At 50.7% G+C, this 22,111-nt stretch carries 17 protein-coding genes and 3 pseudogenes; 12 read left to right on the forward strand and 8 right to left on the reverse strand.

All coding sequences use genetic code 11. The annotated features are described in order from the left end of the window. Positions 1 to 94: 94 nt before the first annotated feature. From EH228_RS10570 to EH228_RS10580, 3 genes and pseudogenes are all read left to right on the forward strand, one after another. The gene (locus EH228_RS10570; protein ID WP_152321635.1) at positions 95 to 2,998 is read left to right on the forward strand and encodes a DUF927 domain-containing protein; all 2,904 of its coding nucleotides are present in this window, start codon (positions 95 to 97) and stop codon (positions 2,996 to 2,998) included. Between the two features lie 719 nt (positions 2,999 to 3,717). Continuing rightward, a pseudogene (locus EH228_RS10575) lies at positions 3,718 to 4,110 on the forward strand (Arm DNA-binding domain-containing protein); the annotation flags it as partial. An 82-nt stretch (positions 4,111 to 4,192) separates the two neighbouring features. Continuing rightward, positions 4,193 to 4,585 (forward strand): annotated as a pseudogene (locus EH228_RS10580) (IS110 family transposase); the annotation flags it as partial. 70 nt (positions 4,586 to 4,655) lie between these two features. Here the strand turns inward: EH228_RS10580 and EH228_RS20525 are convergent. The 5 genes and pseudogenes from EH228_RS20525 to EH228_RS10605 all read right to left on the reverse strand — a co-directional run. Beyond that, a pseudogene (locus EH228_RS20525) lies at positions 4,656 to 4,757 on the reverse strand (IS630 family transposase); the annotation flags it as partial. 82 nt (positions 4,758 to 4,839) lie between these two features. Next, complete coding sequence (locus EH228_RS10590) at positions 4,840 to 5,058, reverse strand: hypothetical protein (RefSeq protein WP_152321636.1); 219 nt, start codon at positions 5,056 to 5,058, stop codon at positions 4,840 to 4,842. 50 nt (positions 5,059 to 5,108) lie between these two features. After that, complete coding sequence (locus EH228_RS10595; protein WP_152321637.1) at positions 5,109 to 5,462, reverse strand: AzlD domain-containing protein; 354 nt, start codon at positions 5,460 to 5,462, stop codon at positions 5,109 to 5,111. After that, complete coding sequence (locus EH228_RS10600) at positions 5,446 to 6,141, reverse strand: AzlC family ABC transporter permease (protein WP_152321638.1); 696 nt, start codon at positions 6,139 to 6,141, stop codon at positions 5,446 to 5,448. Before EH228_RS10600 ends, EH228_RS10595 begins: the two co-directional genes overlap by 17 nt. Before the next feature lie 5 nt (positions 6,142 to 6,146). Next, positions 6,147 to 8,123, reverse strand: coding sequence for a helix-turn-helix domain-containing protein (locus EH228_RS10605; RefSeq protein WP_152321639.1), 1,977 nt, complete (start codon positions 8,121 to 8,123; stop codon positions 6,147 to 6,149). Positions 8,124 to 8,320: 197 nt separating this feature from the next. On the opposite strand from EH228_RS10605, the gene EH228_RS10610 reads away from it, so the two are divergent. Continuing rightward, positions 8,321 to 8,659 carry a zinc ribbon domain-containing protein YjdM gene (locus tag EH228_RS10610; protein WP_152321640.1) on the forward strand — a complete coding sequence of 113 codons (339 nt, stop codon included), beginning with the start codon at positions 8,321 to 8,323 and terminating at the stop codon, positions 8,657 to 8,659. Positions 8,660 to 8,679: 20 nt separating this feature from the next. Here the strand turns inward: EH228_RS10610 and EH228_RS10615 are convergent, their stop codons facing one another. After that, a complete protein-coding gene (locus EH228_RS10615) occupies positions 8,680 to 9,366 on the reverse strand; it encodes a DJ-1/PfpI family protein (RefSeq protein WP_152321641.1) in 687 nt (228 codons plus the stop codon). A gap of 84 nt (positions 9,367 to 9,450) precedes the next feature. Here EH228_RS10615 and EH228_RS10620 point away from each other — a divergent pair, with 84 nt between their 5' ends. Together EH228_RS10620 and EH228_RS10625 are read left to right on the forward strand one after the other, a co-directional pair. Next, complete coding sequence (locus tag EH228_RS10620) at positions 9,451 to 10,395, forward strand: GlxA family transcriptional regulator (protein WP_152321642.1); 945 nt, start codon at positions 9,451 to 9,453, stop codon at positions 10,393 to 10,395. Positions 10,396 to 10,583: 188 nt separating this feature from the next. Then, entirely contained in the window at positions 10,584 to 11,201 is a 618-nt protein-coding gene (locus EH228_RS10625; protein ID WP_152321643.1) for a trimeric intracellular cation channel family protein, read from the forward strand. Here EH228_RS10625 and ligB read toward each other — a convergent pair. Then, on the reverse strand, positions 11,115 to 12,866 hold the full coding sequence (gene ligB, locus EH228_RS10630; RefSeq protein WP_152321644.1) for an NAD-dependent DNA ligase LigB: 1,752 nt from the start codon (positions 12,864 to 12,866) through the stop codon (positions 11,115 to 11,117). The two genes, EH228_RS10625 and ligB, sit on opposite strands and share 87 nt — an antisense overlap. A gap of 255 nt (positions 12,867 to 13,121) precedes the next feature. Between ligB and gmk the strand changes: the two genes are divergently transcribed. Genes gmk through recG form a run of 5 tightly spaced genes read left to right on the forward strand, consistent with a single transcriptional unit; the run spans position 13,122 to position 18,994 of the window. Beyond that, positions 13,122 to 13,745: a guanylate kinase gene (gmk, locus tag EH228_RS10635; protein WP_152321645.1), complete on the forward strand. Its 624-nt coding sequence runs from the start codon at positions 13,122 to 13,124 to the stop codon at positions 13,743 to 13,745. Between the two features lie 53 nt (positions 13,746 to 13,798). After that, the gene (gene rpoZ, locus EH228_RS10640; RefSeq protein WP_152321646.1) at positions 13,799 to 14,074 is read left to right on the forward strand and encodes a DNA-directed RNA polymerase subunit omega; all 276 of its coding nucleotides are present in this window, start codon (positions 13,799 to 13,801) and stop codon (positions 14,072 to 14,074) included. A gap of 22 nt (positions 14,075 to 14,096) precedes the next feature. After that, positions 14,097 to 16,217 (forward strand): bifunctional GTP diphosphokinase/guanosine-3',5'-bis pyrophosphate 3'-pyrophosphohydrolase, encoded by a 2,121-nt coding sequence (gene spoT / locus EH228_RS10645; RefSeq protein WP_152321647.1) that lies wholly within the window; start codon positions 14,097 to 14,099, stop codon positions 16,215 to 16,217. Between the two features lie 3 nt (positions 16,218 to 16,220). After that, the gene (trmH, locus tag EH228_RS10650; protein WP_152321648.1) at positions 16,221 to 16,919 is read left to right on the forward strand and encodes a tRNA (guanosine(18)-2'-O)-methyltransferase TrmH; all 699 of its coding nucleotides are present in this window, start codon (positions 16,221 to 16,223) and stop codon (positions 16,917 to 16,919) included. Beyond that, on the forward strand, positions 16,916 to 18,994 hold the full coding sequence (recG, locus tag EH228_RS10655) for an ATP-dependent DNA helicase RecG (RefSeq protein ID WP_152321649.1): 2,079 nt from the start codon (positions 16,916 to 16,918) through the stop codon (positions 18,992 to 18,994). Before trmH ends, recG begins: the two co-directional genes overlap by 4 nt. 27 nt (positions 18,995 to 19,021) lie before the next feature. Here the strand turns inward: recG and EH228_RS10660 are convergent, their stop codons facing one another. Next, entirely contained in the window at positions 19,022 to 19,984 is a 963-nt protein-coding gene (locus tag EH228_RS10660) for a glycosyltransferase family 8 protein (RefSeq protein ID WP_152321650.1), read from the reverse strand. 668 nt (positions 19,985 to 20,652) lie between these two features. Between EH228_RS10660 and EH228_RS10670 the strand changes: the two genes are divergently transcribed. Continuing rightward, complete coding sequence (locus tag EH228_RS10670) at positions 20,653 to 22,041, forward strand: nucleobase:cation symporter-2 family protein (RefSeq protein ID WP_152321651.1); 1,389 nt, start codon at positions 20,653 to 20,655, stop codon at positions 22,039 to 22,041. Positions 22,042 to 22,111: the final 70 nt, after the last annotated feature.

Consider the following 22,111-nt stretch of genomic DNA (forward strand, 5'->3'; position numbering starts at 1 on the left):
ATCAATTATCAGAGACTTTATTTAACGTTTTTTCACAAGCAAATACAAAGGGAACGGCTCAACGTCTTCCAGACTCAGACGAATCGAAAAGCAGTTGGGCGTACCACTTGAGGAAGCTCAGGTTTATGAAAATCATCCGGCGATGGTCAACATGCCTGATGGCGAATATGCCGCTAACAGACGTACCCGGCGCATGTTGCGGAAAAAAAACGGTATTGATGCAAAAAGACTGCGCGATCTGGAGGGGCAAAAAATGAGTGGATTTAATTACCTGATGGAGCAGGGGCAAAAACGCACCCCTGCCCGGTTTACTGCTAACGTCTTTTCTGGCCTTTGCAACGCCATCTTAGCGCACCGTGTAGATATTTCCATCACACCAGAAATGACAAAAGCAGAGCGCCGGAAAGAGAAAGAAAAACTATGGTGGTTCTCGCCACCGACAAAAGAAGCCGGGCAGCGGCGTATTGTGTCAAATATGGCGGCGTGTGCGTTTGGCGGAGCTGATATTGACGACAGCACCCCCGGTGCAATCCAGATGCTGATATCTGTGTTAAAACACTATTCCATGCTGGTGTACCAAACAGCAAGCCATACCGCAGAAAAGCCACGCCTGCGCATCGTGCCGGAGTTTTCCCGACTGGTGGAACCGGAAGAACGCCGGACAACTGGCGAGGCTGTAGAAACGTTACTGATGCAGAAAGCTGGCTTTACGGTTGCCAGCATTGACGGCGATACATCCCGATGGGTACGCGGCGGCGATTACATTGTTTTTGATCGCAGTGTGTACAGTGCACAAAGTTATCACTATTGCCCTGACATAAAGGCCGAAGTATCCACGTTTGATGGTGAGGTAATCAACGTTGACACGCTCCTCCTGCCCGTAACAACGCCGGAAGCTAAAAAGCCCACCAGCACCAACAAAGGGAAGAAAAACGCTCAGGAGGCCGTAGCGGTCGATTCCGATCCATTCCCGGCGATGCCGGACGAGTTCACTGTATGCGATTTGCGTAGTGCGCTCAGTTTTCCCAAATGGCAGAACCCAAGCGACGATTACGAAACATGGGTAGCTAACGGTATTCGCCTAGCCTCGCTGAAAAGCACTGAATACGAGGACGATGCAAAAGCGTTATGGCTGGAATATAGCGCCCGTTCTCCGGCATACAGGGAAGATTACACCGAAGAAAAATGGGAGAGTTTCACTGCTGATCGTTCCAGCTACAGAGGTATTTTTGCAGATTCGCAGGCTATGGGCTGGGAGAATGAAGCGACCAAACGCGCTGCTGCCCGTCTGCAACCACGGATAGAGGCCAGAACCAACGGCCTTTACCATATCACGCCAAAAGTTAACAAGCAGACCGGAGAGATCGAAGAACCCGCCGTGTGGATGTGTTCTCCCCTTGATGTAATCGGACGTGGTACAGATAGATCCGAAGAATACCTGATCCTTTCGTGGACGTGTAACGGGCGCAAAGTGACAGAAGCGCTCCCGCTCTGTGACATTGGCGAACGCGATGGCTGGCGGCGAATGAAAGCTGGTGGGCTAAACGTGACGACAAAAACCAGTATCCGGGCAGTGCTGGGGGATTATCTGCAACTGCACGGCAATTCGACCCGCTGGAATGTGGCAAAAACCACAGGCTGGCAGTATGGCGCGTACATCATGCCCGATAGCGAGATCATCGGCGCACCATCCCAGCCCGTTATTTTTTGCGGTCACTCCGCAACAGCACAGGGCTACACAGTGAAAGGCACCCCGGAAAGCTGGCGCGATAACGTAGCACGGCTGATAGCCGGTAATCCATCAATGGTAACAGCAATCGCGGCAGCGTTCGCCGCTCCCATGCTGACGCTGGTGGGTGCTGACGGTTTCGGCATTCACTTTTATGAGCAATCCAGCGCAGGTAAGACGACTACGGCCAACGCCGCCGCCAGTCTTTACGGATCGCCGGATAAAACAAAACTCACCTGGTACGGAACAGCGTTAGGCATGGTCAACGAGGCAGCGGCGCACAATGACGGGTTTATGTCACTGGATGAAATCAGCCAGAGTACCCGCCGCCGTGATGTAGCAGAGTCGGCGTATGCGCTGTTTAACGGCGTAGGTAAGTTACAGGGGCGCAGGGATGGCGGTAACCGGGATATATTACGTTTCACCACTGTAGTCCTCAGCACTGGCGAAACGGACTTAGAGAGTTTTATCCGTGAGGACGGTGGCAGTGTCAACGCCGGGCAACTGGTACGCCTGCTGAATATTCCGCTGACAAGAGCCACCAGCTACCACACCCTGCCCGATGGTAAGGCACACGCTGACGCACTGAAAACAGCCTACCAGAGTCACTACGGGACAGCAGGTCGTAAATGGGTAAGTATGTTGGCTGAAAGTCCAAAAATGGTACAGGAGGCTGTAGCGGCGGCAAAACAACGGTGGAAAGCGCTAATTCCTGCACAGGCAAGCGAACAGGCCGGGCGCGTTGCGGATTGTTTCGCCATTCTGGAAGCGGCGCTTATGCTATCCCTTCAGTTGACAGGGTGGGCGGCTACAGATTGCCAGGCAGCGGTAGAGCATACATTTAAAAACTGGTTAGGCATTTACGGCACCGCAAATCGTGAACGGGTTCAACTGGTAGAGATGGTAGAAAACTTCCTGCTGGTGAACGAAAACCGTTTTGATTTGGCCTGTGAATCGGACGCTTATCCGTGGACGACAGACAAAAATAGACGTGCTGGATGGCTGGTGCCAAATAGTTCGCCGGATGGTCGAAACGTCTATTACGTCCTGCCCAGCATACTCAAAACAGAGGTAATACCGGGTAAAGAACCGCTAAACGCTGTAAAAATAATGCATGAGGAAGGTGTTTTATGGAAAAAGGATAAGCGCTCTTTCCAATCCTTAACGCCCCGAATTAACGGCCACCAGTACCGAACTTATGCGCTAATGCTGGTTCCGATTGTAGATGAAGAGGAAGCAGAAACCCAGCCAGAAACGGACAAAATTTAACCTTAACGCCTGCACTTCTCACGATTTGCAGGCTTTTTTATGAAACATGTGATTTTTTACAACATATCACGCCTATTACCCTGTCAAAAAAATAGAATATTTCTCTGTGAAACAGCTTAATCAAATTGCGTTTCAGCTATATGTTTTGATGAGAACCAGGCGTACCAAGGCTTAGAGGGGTACCGAGACAGCGAAACAACTGAAACAGCGTTTTCGAGCCTACATGTATAATAGAGTTTTTAGTTTTAGTGGTGTGTAGACCTGCATAAGGCATCCAAATAGAGAACCGTAAACCCCCATTCGTGATCGCGTTTTGCCGTATCAAAATGTTGAGAAATGTTGAGGTGCATAAAACACATAGCAAAACGTAGACCGTCGATGATTGAATTATCCCCCACCCGGTTCCTTACCATTCAGCCAGTATAATTTTTGAGCACTTCGTTTTTCGTTGTACCCAAGGGTGTACCCAAACGAAAAACGCATTATCAACAAACCAGTAAATAAAAGGATTTAACGCATTTACTCAATGAGCAGATTCAATCGAGTGAATAATCAATAAGATTCACCCACTATCAAAAACCTACGCAGCCCGCATTTAGTCGGGCTTTTTTTGTGCTCAACAACTATCATTCATTAAGAAGCAACAAAGCGCATGATTATCGTGTCCCCAAAGGTGTACCCATTACGATTAAGGCAAAGGTGATTGGGTACACCACAACATTCAATACTCAGGACTTCACGATGCCAAGCAGATCCGGGCATGGATAAAGGCAGGAGAGCGATTTGAAGGGCGCTCAGACGGCAACGGACTTTATCTCTCCTACCGGAAAAACTATCAGATGCCGGTCTGACGCTTCAGGTATAAATTTGCTGGAAAGTCACGAGTAATGATGATCGGTTCCTATGCCGAGTTATCGTTAGCCGAAGCTCTGGAGAACATGGAGCAGGAAAAGCACGCGCTTCGAGTACCAGCACTTGCCGCCGAACACTTTGAGCGCCAAATTTCAGGGCGCTGGAAGCATCTCGATATTCTGCGCCGCCGCATCGACAAGGACATAAATCCGTCTATCGGTCACATGAAGGTAGAGGACGTGAAACTCCGCCCCATTGACGTGTAGTGATGTGATGGACGCCCCTCCTAAGGTAGTCAGTGCCATACTTTTACTGACTGCATTAATCCGGGAGTAACATCACATGAACACGATCAGAGTTGTTGGTATCGATATCGCCAAATCTGTATTTCAGGTATGCATCTGGAATGTTGATGGATCCGTCATGGAATAAAAAAATCTCACGTTCCAAATTGCTGGATACCATCCGACAGTTCGAACCCTATACACTTATTGCGATGGAGGCCTGTGCTACTTCTCATTTCTGGGGGCGAACCTTCGCCGCTATGGGTTATTCCGTCAGACTTATCCGGCACAACACGTGAAAGCTTTTGTCCGCAGCCAGAAGAATGATGCCAATGATGCGCTGACAATTTGTGAAACTGCATTCCGCCCTGGTATTCACTTTGTTTCGGTTAAAACCACGGAACAACAGGATATCAAGGCGCTTCGAAATACACGCCAACTGATGGTTGAGCTCCTTTGAGTAATACAGAAATTCGATAGCAGTCCATGTCCATCTTGTTGAGCCGTCATGGATAAAATCAGATTTGCTCAACAGGCCAGCGACGTCCGCGTCCGGGAGGAAGCGATTTCAGACCGTCAATGCCATAAAAGGTAAATCAGTTAATCCAGCAACCAAGATCAGATCAAAGTCCCGGTCTTACGGACAGGGCTTTATCAACAGTCTGAAGCCCGCACTATGCGGGCTTGTTTCGCTGTAAGGTAGGGTCACTGTCGGCGACCGGTTACCACATAAAAGCGATCTCGTTCCCTGACAACCTTAGTCTGAACATCTCCGCACCCCCACACCAGATTAAAAAACTCATCGGTGGTCACCTCCCAGTCAAGCCGGATACGGCTGTAGTCTCCTCTGCACAACATACTACTGGCCTCACTGAAGCAAGTTGCGCCAGGCTCACTATGGGACATCTGTTGGCTTTGGTTCATTCTGTTCGCTCCCCAGGTTTACGTTAATCAGCAAACTTCACCGACCGCAGTTATGTGGCAAAGAACCACAAACCAGCGGCATAACTCACCACACCGACAATCACGGCAACGCCAGGATTTCGGGTAATACGTAACGCGCACGACGTTATTAAAATCCCTGTGCAGTAACACAGCGCCCTGCCATGACCGGCAGCCATAGCCTGCTGAATGCCTGGGATCAACGTGACGATCATAATGGCAGACAGCAAGGATGGCCCCAGCGCTGAGAAAACCGGAGATCCCTGCTCCGTCTTGTCCTCTGTCCGAGTCCATTTATTAAACATAAAAGGGAGTGAGCGTAACAACCAGGTCACGACTCCCATAGCAATAACCGCCAGCCACGCCTGGTCATAGGGCATAGTCATTCAACTTCCCCTTTACGAATACCGCGCAACAACCACAAAACGCTCCGACGATCAGTGCTAATGCCGTTAATCCCTGCACATACAACACACCAGCCACCACCACCGACACGATGACAGGCATACGGTGCTCCGGCCTGAAACTCTCCTGTACCAACACCACAAACAAGGCAGGAAGAGCAAATGGCATAGCATCCGCCAGCAGAGGCACGGCTTTACTGAGCTGCATTCCAGCCACAGCACCTAAGATCGTGCCGACAACCCACGAGATATAGCTGAATATACCCAACCAACCTAACCAGTTGCTGCGGGAGGCCATTATCACCTCCGGCATTCTGATCAACGCGGTGGCAAAAACCTCATCTGTCAGTGTGAAAGCCGCCAGCAGTTGCTTGCGTAAACCAGCCGGTAACTGACGCACCATCACCGCACCATATAGTAGGTGGCGAATATCCATTAGCGCGCACAGCCCCACCACCAGATACCAGGCCGTCCCGGCATGTATCGCAGCCAGTAATACAAACTGGCTCCCTCCGGCAAAAATAAAAGCCGACATCGCAACCACTAAAGATCCCGGCAACCCATTCACCACACCCGCCATGCCAAACGCGAAGGCGATAGGCAGGTAACCCGTAACAATGGGTAAGGAGGCCAGAAACGCCTGTTTAACCGTTTTTCCCATCTGACTCACAACGCTTGTAATACAAACAAATGCGTACCCGCATCCCTGTCAGTTCGTCCACAGGTGGCATATAAACGACAATGGTGCTGAACGGAAAATCCGGCGGCACGGGCCAAATCACTGAAACAATCTGGCGACGTTTTCTGCTCAACCTCGTAGTCCAATCCGGCCACCAACGCTTCCAGCTCCAGAATATGAAAACGATAGAAGACTTGCAGCGGATCGGCAGGCTGCTCCGATAAAGTCAGAGCATGAAGACGCTCCAGCAGACGTCGGCAGCGATATTCGGATCGGCTTTCATCGCCAGAGAGCGCTTCAAACAAAGCCTGGGGTACATCCTGGCGCAGCATATGCACCAGCCGATGTTCTTCCTGTGGGAGGTCCGTCAACGATATCGGCACCAGAGTATCGGCGATATATTGCAAATGATGCTGCATCAGGCCAATTTTGCGTTGCCTGATGGTTGAAAAGGGGCTAATCATTTCATCGGAGACAACAAAAATACCATCGCGGGAAAGCTGCCTGCGGGTTGCACTCAAAAACGCCAGCGTATCCAGATGGTGAGATGCCCCAACGGAGATAGCCGCATCGAACGGCCTCTCTGGCGCGGGAAGATCGGTAATACTGGTCTTGCAGGAATGAACATTTGGTGAGTGCCTGAACAACTTTTGCAAATGATTAAAAGCCGTCTCGCTGGGATCCACTGTAGTGACCTGTAGCTCAGGCAACAGCTCCAGTAGCATTTTCAACGGCAGTCCAGGGCCTGTACCGATATCAATAATCCGCGTCGCGCCTGGCGCCAGGTAGTGGTGTAACTGCTGAGCAATAGCAACGGATTGTTTCGCATAGGCCGGATGTACCAGTTCCCAGGCAGCATAGCCATCCACATCAATCCGGTCCTCAAACAGCACATTATCGCTTTCGCGCTGGACTACCGGCGTCACTTCATAACGCGGCGCGGCACGTAGCGGCACACAAGGCGAGCCATTGCGAGTCAGAACTTCTGCCGCGAGACTGGACAAACAGATACTGTCCGACTGGACCAGTGTTTGTAACCCTGCACGATCTGCCTCATCCAACTGACGCCAGGGGGAAACGGCCAGGTTGCTCAATTCCAGGGCTTGCTGCAATCGCGAATTATCCAGCGGTTCTTCATCCAGCAATGCATGGCTTCCTTCACGTGACAGACAAATCAGTTTCGGACCTTGTTCATTAACATAAAAGGTCTGCATCCCCGGGGCTTCCGGCTGCAGATTCTGCAGGAGCTGCTGCTCTGCCCCCAGAGGATCCTCACAGTCCGTGAAACTGAGTCGCACAGCGCTGACTCCCTGGCGACTTTCCAGCGCCAGACGTCGGAACTGCTGCTGAAGACCTGACCAGTCATCCTCGCTCCTGGGCCATTCACGATGGATATCATGTTCGCCGGGCGCCGCTTCGGCCAGTGTTGGATAGATTACGCTGACCATCATAGAGGTCTGTTCATCCAGACTCTGATAAAGATGAGGAATATCAGCGGCAAAACTGCAGCTTTTACCTGCGGTCAGGAAAACGGGTTCGGCCTGAGACCCGGTAAGGGCCCGTCCCTTCAGTACAACCACATTCTCTTCCACCCCCGGCATATGAGCTTCAGCCGTACGTTTGGTATGAGGGGCCATATCCATGACATAGGTTTCAATGACGAAAGGAGAAGACTGTTTATTGATCAGTCGAACGCTGACACCTGTGGAGCTGGATTCTACTAACTGGTCCTGCTCCTGAGAAATTAGTTCACCAAACGGAACCCCAAGAGCATGCGCCAGCCGCCAGACCGTTTCAATGGTTGGATTGCCGCGTCCAGCCTCAATGCCAGACAAAGTCGCTTTCCCGATGCCACTGGCTTCTGCCAATCCTGACAGCGAAAGTCCCCGTGATTTTCGTACCCTGGCAAGACTCAATGATACGGACTGACGTATCTCATTCGACAGTACCATAGGATTTTCCACAACGCATTCTCCCGAAGTTGGCAAGCGTTCTATATATCGCTCACCTCTGTTCCTTATAATGAACAATATTGGTTACTGTCAATTGTTTCACAGAAAATTCACTTCTGGCCCTAACCTCAAACGGCTTTACGGTAGGTTTATAGGCGCTACCAGGCTAAAATACTCTCTGTTTTTATGGATTAATCTGAGGCTTAATTATGCAAACTCTCCCTCCTTGTCCTAAATGCCAGTCTGAATATACCTGGCAGGATGACGCGCTCTTTAACTGTCCTGAATGCGGGCACGTCTGGTCTGAGGGCACTGAAGCCGCAGATGAGGGCGTTCTGATAGTGAAGGACGCCAACGGCAATCTGTTGGCCGATGGCGATAGCGTGACAGTTATTAAAGATTTGAAAGTGAAAGGCAGCTCAACGCCGCTGAAAATCGGCACGAAGGTGAAAGGCATTCGTCTGGTCGAGGGCGATCACAATATTGACTGCAAAATCGATGGTTTTGGCCCGATGAAACTGAAATCTGAGTTCGTAAAGAAAAATTAGTCCTGATCAGTGCCGTTCCTTCAATCAATTGACAGATGGCGGGCGGCGCACTCAAGGACAGGTGACTTTTCTGTCACCTGTTGACTGAGTTTTTGCGCCACCTTGTCACGGACAGCCTTCGGGGCAGTTTCAGGGTTACCTGAATGAAAAGGTGGCTCAGGCGAATATTCCAGTCTCAGTTGAATCGCTCTGGCCGAATCTTCACCGACCATTTCGGCAATCACCACCAGGGCGAAATCCATTCCTGCTGTCACGCCACCCCCAGTGATGATATTGCCATCCTTAACCACCCTGCCCGCATCAGGCGTGGCGCCGAACAGAGCCAGCTTCTCCCGCCATGCCCAATGACAGGCCGCGCGTTTTCCTTTCAACAATCCCGCAGCTGCGAGGATCAACGATCCAGTACACACTGAAGTAATATACCTTGCCCCCTGCCCCAGACGCTTAATCGCCGCAATAAAATCACTATTTTCAATCGCATTAGTACAATTACCACCGGGGACACACAACAGGTCACAGTGAGTTATCTCTTCCAGAACAGAAAGATCGGCAAAACTGAATCCTTCAACAGTCACGGGCTGACCACCAATGGAAGCAACCTTGATGTCCACATTAGGCAGGTCACAGAAAAACTGGTACGGTCCGGTGAAGTCCAACTGAGTCAACCCCTGATAAATGGGGATAAGGATAATAAATGGCTGCGGCATAATGTTCTCCTGTGGAATAGACGCTACCATTCTGACCCAATTAATCTGGTCGTAAATGACACAATTCCCACTGTTCAGGACATCATGATGCATATTGGTTTTTTCGTTTTTCCGGATTTTCAACTGCTGGATCTCAGTGGGCCGCTAGCAGCCTTTCAGATTGCGGGATTTCATCAAACCACCTCTCCCTACAGTTTGAGTGTGCTGTCCTTACAGGGCGGTCCGGTGAAATGCTCTGCCGGGTGCGTTATCACCACCGTTCCTCTGTCCGCTGTTTCACTGGATACACTGATCATCTGTGGTGGTTATGGTATTCATACCTTGTCTGATAGCGCCGTCGATCTCCATGCGCTTAAAACCCAGGCAGAGAACGTTAGACGTCTCGGTAGTGTCTGCAGAGGCGCCTGCCTGCTGGCAGAACTGGGACTGCTGAACGGACGACGCGCAACCACCCACTGGCGCCACGGGCTGGCGTTACAGAAAAGCTATCCGGATGTGCGGGTTGAGAGCGATAAAATCTTCTTACGTGACGGACACATCTGGACTTCAGCGGGGATCAGTTGCGGAATCGATCTGGCGCTGGCAATGATCGAGGCCGATCTCGGGATGGAACGCTCGCGAGCCGTTGCACAGGAATTGGTCGTCTATCAACGTCGTCCTGGCGGTCAATCGCAGTTTTCGCCAATGTTGCAGATGGAGCCTGATTCCGATCGCATCAGACTGGCGCTGGACTATATTCACCAGCATCTCACCGAATCCCTGACGGTGGAACACCTGGCCAGTCAGGCTTGTTTAAGCCCGCGTCAATTCAGCCGCCTTTTCAAGCATCAAACTGGTGAATCGCCCGCTAAAGCAGTCGAGCGCCTTCGTGTCGAAGCCGCTCGTACATTATTGGAAAGCACTCATCACAGCATCGCCAGCGTTGCTCACCTGGTGGGATTCCCACACCCGGAAACCATGCGTCGGGCATTTCTCCGTTGCTTAGGGTTGCCACCTCAGACCGTGAAGAAATACCACCAGTCGGCGTAACTTCAATAATAAGCAAACACTGGCTGACTGCCTCTTTTATCACCTTTATCGCTGTCTGGACGTAATTCGCGTAATCTATCGACAAAGTCAGGTTAGAAAAATTAATCCCATTATGACCTGTGAAAAAATATCAACCGTCACCTGCAGCCGATCCTTCAGGCTTGCAACCGGTTTCTATGGAGCGGGCTATGTTACTCACTGTTCTCTATATCATCGGAATTACAGCGGAAGCCATGACCGGCGCACTGGCTGCCGGGCGCCGTAAAATGGATATGTTCGGGGTGATTATTATTGCCTCCGTCACCGCTATTGGCGGCGGCTCAGTGCGAGATATACTGTTAGGTCACTACCCTCTCAGTTGGGTCCAGCATCCATTTTACATCGTCATTGTCGCCGCAGCCGCAGTGCTAACGACCCAACTGGCTCCGCTCATGCCTCACCTGCGTAAGGCCTTCCTGGTACTGGATGCCCTGGGCCTGGCGGTATTCTCACTAATCGGCGCTGAAGTGGCACTGGATATGGGTCATGCCTCAATCATCGCCGCTATCTGTGCAGTGATTACCGGCGTATTCGGCGGCGTCCTACGCGATATGTTTTGCAACCGCATCCCACTGGTGTTCCAGAAGGAACTGTACGCAGGAATTGCTTTCGCCTCTGGCTGGCTCTATATCTTGCTGCTGAAAACGCCGCTTTCACATGAGTTGGTTATCATTATTACGCTACTGTTCGGTTTTATTGCCCGACTGTTGGCGTTGCGCTTTAAGCTGGGTCTGCCGGTCTTTAATTACCCGCATGCTGAGCATTGATTTTTCCCGTTGGTGGTGCTGTAGCTCAACGATCAATGCCTGAACCTGAGGATGCCGCAGGAAAACGATTATCTGCCCAGCCAGCTTTTTTCCAATACCGGGCAACTGCTGCCAGGCATCACTATTCCTGGCCAGCAGCGTTTGCCAGTTATCATCGCTCATGGCATTAAGCGCGTTTTCCGGAACAGGTACACCTAACGCTTTCACCCAGCGTTTGAACGGCTGCTGCTGACTAAGCGAAAACTGATGATAAAGCTGTTCCGCCCGGACATTTGTCATCCCCTCAACACCACTGATCTGCTCACGTGACAACGACAACCATGAAAAGAGATGACTCAACTGCCCAGCCTGCATCAACTGCTGCCAGCGCGCCCGGCTGATACCGGGCATAGACAATACTGTCTGACTGCTTAACCAGACCAGCCGGGAGAGTAGCTGTTCACGGCAATCGGGCGTATAGGTCAGACAACTCAGCGTATTGAATTTCGCTGTATCGGGTATTCTGGGGTGCCGCCGATCAGCCACCCGCCATACCACCTCATCCAGCCGGGGGATCCCCTGACCAGCCAGACTGATGGTAACCTGATCGCCAGGCACAATATCCATCGCCTGCCAGTGCTTTAACGGCCCAAAGCTCACCCGACTAATACGCTTGTCATCCAACTTCACCGGAACCAAATTCAGCACCACACTGATCTTCCCCGTTCGACCTATCGGGAAATTGATGGAGCGTACCTCTGCGCTGACCGTCGGTGGGGAATACTTCCAGGCCGCTGACCAGGTATTCTTTCCGGATTGCCAGTAAATCCCGGCTGTGGGCATACTGTGGATCACCACGCCATCCGTTACAAAAGGCAGCGGCTGACGGAACCAACGCTCACGCCAGCCCGCAACATCATCAGCACTGTCAACCGGTTTGCTCCAGTCAGACACCCGTCCCAAACCGGCTTCCCGCAGTAAGCTAAGCTGTTGTGTCAACGTTTCAGGTCCTGAAGGCCAGGACCAGATAAAAATACCGAGATTTTGCAAAACCTCGGTAGCCCCTTTGCGCCGCATCGCGCCCGCAACCGTTGTCCGCGCATTCACGCCCCCCGCCACCGCCTGCTGATGACCGTTCATCAGCAAAAACAGTTCACCCTGTAAGCTCAGCGAATCATCCCGTAGGGGAATGTGTTGAGGGATTGCCGGGATAAGTCTGGCTTTCTTCGTCCAGTCCTCACCGCGCAACCCATCCCCACGGCTGATCATGCTAACCAGTTCGCCTCGTTGATAATGCAGAGTCACGGCTACCCCATCCACTTTCGGCTGGACCCAGAGTGCCGTTCGTCCTGCCATCCAGCGAGAAACAGACTGTTTATCAGCCAGTTTTTTGACCCCGACATGCGCCACGGGATGAAGCACCTTGCCGTTGGCGCCCCATTCCGGCTGTCGTGTATCACTCTGAGGCTGGAAACAGCGCTGCCAGGCTTGATATTTCTTCGCCAGGGCATCATAACGATCATCCCCAATCATGCTGATACCCTGTCGATAATAAGCCCGATCCCAGTCATTCAATTGTTGCGCCAGAGCGGTCATCTCCCGTTCCCCCCGGGCAGGCGTCCAGACCGGGCACTGTCCCTGAGCGACCGCACACCAAAGGACAACTATCAATATTACACTGCGCATCTCCCTGCTCCCTGTTATTCCCTGCAGAGCGGATTACAGCACTCAGGAGAGATCAACGCGACGAACTGTGGAAGGTTTTTGACGATGGCTCGAAAGACGTTTCTGCTTAGCATGAAATGTCACATTGACACTGCGAGTCGCTTTCCATTTTCAGCAACAAATAATGCAGCGAAGCTGAAACGCTGCATGTTGTGGTTCAGCCGTGTATACTGTGCAGGAAGTAGACTCATCTTTTTTGGCATATCAAGAATAATCATGGTTCAAGGCACTCTTTTTATTGTTTCAGCGCCCAGTGGGGCAGGTAAATCCAGTCTGATCAACGCGCTGCTGAAAACACAGCCGTTATATGACACGCAGGTTTCCATCTCCCACACCACAAGAGGAGTACGTCCGGGCGAGAATCACGGCGAACATTATTATTTTGTTTCCCGTGACGAATTCCGCGACATGATCAAGGAGGGCGCCTTCCTGGAACACGCCGAAGTGTTTGGCAACTATTATGGTACCTCCCGTGCCGCGATTGAGCAGGTGCTCTCTACCGGAGTGGATGTCTTTTTAGATATTGACTGGCAGGGCGCGCAGCAAATTCGCCAGAAGATGCCACAGGCACGCAGTATTTTCGTGCTGCCGCCGTCAAAAGATGAATTGGATCGCCGTCTACGTGGCCGCGGTCAGGACAGTGAAGAAGTGATTGCCCGGCGTATGACCCAGGCTGTCGCGGAAATGAGTCACTATGCAGAATATGACTACCTTATTGTGAATGATGATTTTGATCTGGCATTGTCGGATCTGAAAACCATTATTCGCGCCGAGCGTCTGCGAATGAGCCGTCAAAAGGCCCGTCATGACGCTTTAATCAGCAAACTGTTGGCAGACTGAGGACAACTCAGTATGATGCCCAGTCATTTCGTCACCCGTGGAGTATCACACTTATGGCACGCGTAACCGTACAGGACGCAGTAGAAAAAATTGGTAACCGTTTTGACCTGGTTCTGGTCGCCGCTCGTCGCGCTCGTCAGATGCAGGTTGGCGGAAAAGATCCGCTGGTTCCGGAAGAAAACGACAAATCAACCGTGATCGCACTGCGCGAAATCGAAGAAGGTCTGATAACTAACCAGATTCTGGATGTGCGTGATCATCAGGAACAGCAAGAGCAGGAAGCCGCAGAGTTACAGGCTGTTACCGCTATCGCTGAAGGTCGCCGTTAATTATTAGCCGGAAGGCTCGCCCTTGTATCTGTTTGAAAGTCTCAATCAGCTGATTGAAAAATACTTGCCTGAAGAGCAGATTAAGCGCCTTCAGCAAGCATACCTTGTCGCACGTGATGCTCACGAGGGACAGACGCGGTCCAGTGGTGAGCCTTATATTACCCATCCGGTTGCCGTCGCCTGCATCCTGGCTGAGATGAAGCTCGACCATGAAACGCTCATGGCCGCGCTTCTGCACGACGTTATCGAGGACACACCCGCCACCTATCAGGATATGGAACAGCTGTTTGGTCAAACTGTCGCTGAACTGGTTGAAGGCGTTTCCAAACTCGACAAACTGAAATTCCGCGATAAAAAAGAAGCACAGGCCGAAAACTTCCGAAAAATGATCATGGCGATGGTGCAGGATATCCGCGTCATTCTGATCAAACTGGCTGACCGTACACACAACATGCGGACGCTGGGCGCATTACGTCCGGATAAAAAACGCCGTATTGCGCTGGAAACGCTGGAGATCTACAGTCCACTGGCCCACCGATTGGGTATTCACCACCTGAAAACCGAGCTGGAAGAACTGGGTTTCGAGGCGCTTTACCCCAACCGCTACCGCGTGATCAAAGAAGTGGTCAAAGCGGCCCGTGGCAACCGTAAAGAAATGATCCAGAAAATCCTCTCGGAAATCGACGGTCGCTTGCAGGAAGCCGGGATCCTCTGCCGCGTCAGCGGAAGGGAAAAACATCTTTATTCGATTTACTGCAAAATGCACCTTAAAGAGCAGCGTTTCCATTCCATTATGGATATCTATGCTTTTCGGGTGATTGTCAGTGATGTCGATACCTGTTATCGGGTGCTGGGACAGATGCACAGCCTCTATAAGCCACGTCCTGGCCGGGTAAAAGATTACATCGCTATTCCCAAGGCTAACGGTTATCAGTCTCTTCATACCTCGATGATCGGCCCTCATGGAGTGCCGGTTGAAGTGCAAATCCGTACGGAAGATATGGATCAAATGGCAGAGATGGGGGTGGCTGCCCATTGGGCTTATAAAGAACAAGGTGAAAGCAGCACCACAGCGCAAATCCGAGCCCAGCGCTGGCTGCAAAGTTTGCTGGAACTGCAGCAAAGCGCTGGCAGTTCTTTCGAATTCATTGAAAGCGTGAAATCCGATCTGTTCCCGGATGAGATTTACGTTTTTACTCCGGAAGGCCGCATTGTCGAGCTGCCTGCCGGGGCGACGCCTGTCGACTTTGCTTATGCCGTGCATACCGATATCGGTCATGCCTGCGTGGGCGCGCGGGTCGATCGCCAACCGTATCCACTGTCACAACCGCTAACCAGCGGACAAACGGTCGAAATCATTACCGCGCCTGGCGCACGACCCAATGCTGCATGGCTGAACTTTGTCGTCAGCTCCAAAGCTCGGGCCAAAATCCGCCAACTACTGAAAAACCTCAAGCGCGACGACTCTGTCAGCCTGGGGCGCCGATTGCTCAATCATGCACTGGGTGGCAGCCGTAAGCTGGCCGAGATCCCCCCAGAAAACATTCAGCACGAACTGGAACGTATGAAGCTGGCCACACTGGACGATTTGCTGGCTGAAATTGGTCTCGGCAACGCAATGAGCGTCGTGGTGGCGAAAAACCTGCAACAGAGTGAGCAGGCCACGACAGTGGTACAGTCCACCAGCAGTTCTTCACGCAGCAAGTTACCGATCAAAGGTGCCGATGGCGTGCTGATCACCTTTGCCAAATGCTGCCGTCCCATCCCTGGCGACCCGATTGTCGCCCACGTCAGCCCAGGCAAAGGCCTGGTGGTACACCATGAATCGTGCCGAAATATCCGAGGCTACCAGAAAGAGCCGGAGAAATTTATGGCGGTAGAATGGGATCAGGCTATCGATCAGGAGTTCGTGGCGGAGATTAAAGTGGATATGTTTAACCACCAGGGTGCGCTGGCGAATCTAACCGCCTCGATCAATACCGCCGGCTCAAACATTCAGAGCCTGAATACGGAAGAAAAAGATGGCCGTGTTTACAGCGCCTTTATCCGTCTGACTGCCCGCGATCGCATCCATCTGGCGAATATTATGCGTAAAATCCGCGTGATGCCGGACGTGATTAAAGTTCACCGTAACAGAAACTAGCGCATGAATGCTCAACGCTATGCCCGCATCCTCGAAATGCTGGCCGCTCGTCAGCACGATCTGACGGTCTGCATGGAACAGGTTCATAAACCCCATAACGTCTCTGCCGTGATCCGTACAGCGGACGCGGTTGGGGTACATGAAGTCCACGCGATCTGGCCCGGCAACCGAATGCGTACCATGGCCTCGTCGGCCGCTGGCAGCAATAGTTGGGTACGGGTGAAAACTCACCGTAATATTGCCGATGCAGTTGACCACCTCAAAGGCCAGGGAATGCAGATCCTCGCCACACATCTTTCTGATAAAGCGGTGGATTTCCGCGATGTTGATTACACCCGCCCGACCTGTATTCTGTTGGGCCAGGAAAAAACCGGTATTACTCAAGAAGCGCTTAATCTCGCTGACAGAGAGATTATTATCCCAATGACGGGCATGGTGCAGTCACTGAATGTTTCCGTCGCCTCGGCGCTGATCCTGTATGAAGCTCAGCGTCAACGGCAAAACGCCGGTATGTACCAGCGGCAGGAAAGTACTCTGGAATACCACGAGCAACAACGTCTGCTGTTTGAAGGCGGTTATCCAGTTCTGGCCCGTGTAGCCAAACATAAAGGCCTGCCCTATCCGGAAATTAATGACAGGGGCGAAGTGATTGCGACTCCTGACTGGTGGGCAACAATGCAAGCCTCGGTACGCAGAAAATGAAAGGCCGCATGCTGGATGCCATCCCACTGAGTACACTTTCCGGTGTTGGCGCAAGTCAGGCGAACAAACTGGCGAAGCTGGGATTGGGAACAGTGCAGGACCTTCTGCTACATCTGCCTCTGCGCTACGAAGATCGCACCCAACTTTACGCTATCAATGAATTACTGCCTAATAGCTATGCCACAGTAGAGGGTGAAGTACTACACAGCGATATCACCTTTGGTCGCCGCCGGATGCTAACCTGTCAAATCAGCGACGGTACCGGCATCCTCACTCTGCGCTTTTTCAACTTTAATGCTGGCATGAAAAACAGCCTGGCACCCGGCCGCCGGGTTATCGCCTATGGCGAAATCAAACGTGGTCAGCGGGGCGCTGAAATAATTCATCCGGAATACCGCGTGCAGGGTGATAACAGCGTGGTGGAACTACAGGAAACGCTGACGCCGGTTTATTCAACCACCGAAGGTGTTCGCCAGGCGACGCTGCGCAACCTCACGGACCAGGCTCTTGAACTGCTGAAAACCCGTGCAATAACCGAGCTATTGCCACCTGAGCTCAGTCAGGGGATGATGAGCCTGCCAGACGCTATTCGTACGCTGCACCGCCCACCACCCAATACCGATCTGGCCGACTTGGATAGCGGCACGCATCCGGCGCAGCGCCGTCTGATTATGGAAGAGTTGCTGGCGCACAATCTCAGTATGTTGGCCGTACGCGCGGGAGCTCAACGTTATCATGCTCTCCCTATGCCTGCCCGCCACGAACTCAGCGATAAATTGCTGGCCGCTTTACCTTTCACTCCAACAGCCGCCCAACAGCGGGTCGTTCGCGAAATAGAACAGGATCTGGCCTATGACTACCCAATGATGCGACTGGTGCAAGGCGATGTGGGTTCCGGTAAGACGCTGGTCGCTGCCCTGACGGCACTCAACGTTATCGCCTGGGGCAAACAGGTCGCGATGATGGCGCCAACGGAACTCCTGGCGGAACAGCATGCCAATAATTTTCGCCAGTGGTTTGCCCCGCTGGGGATTGACGTTGGCTGGCTGGCTGGCAAGCAAAAAGGCAAAGCCCGTCAGGCGCAGCAAGAAGCCATTGCCAGCGGGCAGGTCTCGATGATCGTTGGCACCCACGCGATTTTCCAGGAGCAAGTCCAGTTCAACGACCTGGCGCTGGTGATTATTGATGAGCAACATCGCTTTGGCGTCCATCAACGACTGGCACTGTGGGAAAAGGGTAAACAGCAGGGGTTTCATCCTCATCAGCTGATTATGACAGCAACGCCTATCCCACGGACTCTGGCGATGACCGCTTATGCCGATCTGGATACCTCAACCATTGACGAACTGCCACCCGGTCGAACGCCGATTACCACCGTCGCCATCCCTGATACCCGTCGGGCTGATATTATTACCCGCGTTCAGCGCGCCTGTTGTGAAGGCCGCCAGGCGTACTGGGTCTGCACACTGATTGAAGAATCAGAGCAGTTAGAGGCGCAAGCGGCGGAAGCCACCTGGCAAGAACTGAAACTGGCGCTACCTGAACTACAGGTCGGTCTGGTACATGGACGGATGAAACCAACAGAGAAACAAACTGTTATGCAGGCTTTCAAACAGGGTGACATTCACCTGCTGATCGCCACGACGGTTATCGAAGTTGGAGTGGATGTTCCCAATGCCAGCCTGATGATTATCGAAAACCCGGAACGACTGGGGCTGGCTCAGCTCCACCAGCTGCGGGGCCGTGTTGGTCGTGGTTCCGTTGCCTCTCACTGTGTTCTGCTGTACAAAGCACCGCTGAGTCAGACCGCGCAAAAACGCCTGCAAGTGCTGCGCGACAGTAACGATGGCTTTGTTATTGCCCAGTGCGATCTGGAAATCCGCGGTCCAGGCGAGCTGCTGGGCACCCGCCAGACGGGTAATGCGGAATTTAAAGTCGCTGACCTGCTCCGCGACAGTGCGATTATCCCGGAAGTACAGCGTATCGCCCGACATATCCACCAGCACTATCCTGAACAGGCCCGGGCACTGATTGAACGCTGGCTCCCGGAAACACAACGCTACACTAATGTCTGACTTCTTCTCGCACCGTTATAGAAGCCATCAGAAAATACTTCTGATTTTTTTCGATAAAAACTGACAGATTGATATTGTTAGCCAGAATGATGCGAGTACAATCTTTCTCTTCAGTAGTAATTTTTTAGCGTAGTGAAATGATTCATAGGCTTTTTTGGGCGGGACAAGTGGTACGTCTTTCCAGGGCGATTGATTATATATATCAATGTAGAGCTTGTTATAGCCCGTCTCCTCGATTGAAATACTCCATGGTTTTGTCTGACCAGCATAATGAATAAAAATGGGTTTCTTATCAGTGTTTTTATTCTTGGGTATAAAATTAAACGATTGATCCAGAAAAAATACGTCCTGATCCAGAATAATATTCAGACAGTCCTGGTCAGGATACTGATATTTTCTCTCCTGAATTTTTTCAAAAAATTTTTCCATCACATTATTTTTCACCCAGGCCTGAGTATTGATTAACATCACTCCTGAATTAAAATATTTTTTGTCATTGCTCAACCCAAGATAGCGCAGATAGTCTTTATTCATTCCCTTATCATGCACAGCAGCGATTGTGTAGCTTTTCATATCAATTTCCAGTAATGAGGAAATATCACCATTACAAACAATGTCACAATCAAGATAGAACAGTACGCCTGCCTCTGAGGCTAAAATATTTGAGGAAATTATTCTGTAATAGATTGATTTGGGGTAAAAATCGTAAACTTGAAGACCGTTAAAAATATTATTATCCAGGAGATAGACAGTTGCGCTAACATGCCTATATATTGAAAAAAATGTGGCAGAAAAGAGCTGATCATATTCATCAACAAAGATATGGAATTTTATTTTAAAGCCTGGATTAGCTTCAATAATTGAAAAAATACACACACCGCAATAAGTAAGGTAATGCTTATCACTGGTAAATAAAACATGCATATCAGGATGGTATGATAACTCACCTTGATACTCAATTTTTCTTTTGATCAGATCATGTTGGTTCATACGTGTGGTCAAAAATTATCAAAATTATCAAAATTATCAAAATTATCAAAATTATCAAAATTATCAAAATTATCAAAATTATCAAAATTATCAAAATTATCAAAATTATCAAAATTATCAAAATTATCAAAATTATCAAAATTATCAAAATTATCAAAATTATATTATTCACTCTATTCATGCGAATAAATAGAGTCAAGCATATACCCTGTCAATTCAATTCATTCTGTTAATTTTCGGAAAAAAACGCAGTTAACTCACTGCCAGTGATATATTGGGAATTTTTAAAAAATCTCTATCTTGTCAAGACAACCCGCACAATAACAGTACCATTTTTTATTGAAAGCCAATGTTGTTATTTTCCAGTATGGTAGCTGAAAGTAGTGGTTATTATTATGTTTACTTCATAATTCAGTTTGCAAATACGCGGTTTACGCGCTTATTTTCACTGACTTGAATAATCTCCCTGGGATTTATGCATTGACCATTTTCCAGAAATCTTAATTATTTTCTGACTCATTTTTAATCTAAATTGGTCTTTATATCAAACCTCGCTCTGCAAACAGGAACAACAATAACGTGGCAGTAAAACAGAAGCGCTGGCAATCGTTTGCTTTTACCCCGCTTATGATTAAAATCGCCACTTTGTTTCTCAGAGATCCAAGAGCATGGCCGTCAATACCCCTGAAGCCGATACACACCACACCCCCTTATCTACGACAAAAAGTGAATTGATCTATCGCCTTGAAGACAGTCCCCCACTACCGCAAACGTTGTTCGCAGCCTGTCAGCATTTGCTGGCGATGTTTGTCGCTGTCATCACTCCTGCCTTGCTGATTTGTCAGGCTCTTGGCTTACCCACTCAGGATACTCAACACATTATCAGCATGTCGCTGTTTGCCTCCGGGCTTGCGTCTCTATTGCAGATCAAAACCTGGGGTCCCGTTGGTTCCGGCCTGTTATCAATTCAGGGCACCAGCTTTAACTTCGTTACACCGCTGATTATGGGGGGAATGGCACTGAAAAACGCCGGGGCGGATGTGCCAACGATGATGGCGGCCTTGTTTGGTACGCTGATGCTAGCCTCCATCACCGAGATGTTGCTCTCACGCGTACTTCATCTGGCTCGTCGTATCATTACGCCGCTGGTTTCCGGTATTGTGGTGATGATTATTGGTCTGTCACTGATTCAAGTTGGTCTGACGTCTATTGGCGGCGGCTTTACTGCAATAAGTCATCACACCTTTGGCGCGCCGAAAAATCTGCTCCTGGCGGGCGCGGTGCTACTGGTGATTATCCTGCTCAACCGACAGCGTAATCCTTACCTACGCGTTGCCTCTTTAGTTATTGCAATGGCCGTCGGTTACCTACTGGCCTGGATGCTGGACATGCTGCCGGAAAATACCCCCTCCTCTAATCAGGCACTGATTGCCATACCGATGCCGTTCTATTATGGCCTGAGTATTGACTGGAACTTGCTGATCCCTCTGATGTTAGTGTTTATGGTGACCTCGCTGGAAACGATTGGCGATATCACTGCCACCTCTGACGTCTCTGAACAACCCGTCAGCGGTCCGTTATATATGAAACGTCTGAAAGGTGGCGTACTGGCTAATGGGCTTAATTCCTGTCTCTCAGCTCTGTTCAACACCTTCCCCAACTCATGCTTTGGCCAAAACAATGGTGTCATCCAACTGACTGGCGTAGCCAGCCGTCACGTTGGCTTCGTGGTAGCGCTGATGCTGATCGTGCTGGGTCTGTTCCCGGCGGTGAGCGGTTTTGTTCAGCATATTCCTGAGCCGGTTCTCGGCGGCGCCACTATCGTCATGTTTGGCACCATTGCGGCCTCAGGTGTCCGTATCGTGTCTCGCGAACCGTTAAACCGCCGGGCGATCATGATTATCGCGTTATCGCTGGCCATCGGTCTGGGCGTTTCTCAGCAACCGCTGATCCTGCAATTCGCACCTGACTGGCTGAAAACGTTACTTTCTTCCGGTATTGCCGCCGGCGGTATCACGGCAATAGTTCTGAATTTGCTGTTCCCGCAAGAGAAATAATCTCTTCTGCCACAAGGGCGGCGGACAGTCCATGGGTTATCACCGTCGCCATCTGGCGGTTGAGCTTCGG

The sequence above is a fragment of the Erwinia endophytica genome (genome assembly GCF_009295515.1).
GTDB classification, from domain to species: Bacteria; Pseudomonadota; Gammaproteobacteria; order Enterobacterales; family Enterobacteriaceae; genus Erwinia; species Erwinia endophytica.

Excerpts from the sequence above, each read along its gene's own strand:
- EH228_RS10660 (WP_152321650.1), bottom strand. The coding sequence starts at position 19,984 with ATGAACCAACATGATCTGATCAAAAGAAAAATTGAGTATCAAGGTGAG.
- EH228_RS10595 (WP_152321637.1), bottom strand. The coding sequence starts at position 5,462 with ATGACTATGCCCTATGACCAGGCGTGGCTGGCGGTTATTGCTATGGGA.
- EH228_RS10670 (WP_152321651.1), top strand. The coding sequence starts at position 20,653 with ATGGCCGTCAATACCCCTGAAGCCGATACACACCACACCCCCTTATCT.
- rpoZ (WP_152321646.1), top strand. The coding sequence starts at position 13,799 with ATGGCACGCGTAACCGTACAGGACGCAGTAGAAAAAATTGGTAACCGT.
- recG (WP_152321649.1), top strand. The coding sequence starts at position 16,916 with ATGAAAGGCCGCATGCTGGATGCCATCCCACTGAGTACACTTTCCGGT.
- EH228_RS10625 (WP_152321643.1), top strand. The coding sequence starts at position 10,584 with ATGTTACTCACTGTTCTCTATATCATCGGAATTACAGCGGAAGCCATG.
- EH228_RS10610 (WP_152321640.1), top strand. The coding sequence starts at position 8,321 with ATGCAAACTCTCCCTCCTTGTCCTAAATGCCAGTCTGAATATACCTGG.
- gmk (WP_152321645.1), top strand. The coding sequence starts at position 13,122 with ATGGTTCAAGGCACTCTTTTTATTGTTTCAGCGCCCAGTGGGGCAGGT.
- EH228_RS10615 (WP_152321641.1), bottom strand. The coding sequence starts at position 9,366 with ATGCCGCAGCCATTTATTATCCTTATCCCCATTTATCAGGGGTTGACT.
- EH228_RS10600 (WP_152321638.1), bottom strand. The coding sequence starts at position 6,141 with ATGGGAAAAACGGTTAAACAGGCGTTTCTGGCCTCCTTACCCATTGTT.
- trmH (WP_152321648.1), top strand. The coding sequence starts at position 16,221 with ATGAATGCTCAACGCTATGCCCGCATCCTCGAAATGCTGGCCGCTCGT.
- ligB (WP_152321644.1), bottom strand. The coding sequence starts at position 12,866 with ATGCGCAGTGTAATATTGATAGTTGTCCTTTGGTGTGCGGTCGCTCAG.
- EH228_RS10590 (WP_152321636.1), bottom strand. The coding sequence starts at position 5,058 with ATGAACCAAAGCCAACAGATGTCCCATAGTGAGCCTGGCGCAACTTGC.
- EH228_RS10620 (WP_152321642.1), top strand. The coding sequence starts at position 9,451 with ATGATGCATATTGGTTTTTTCGTTTTTCCGGATTTTCAACTGCTGGAT.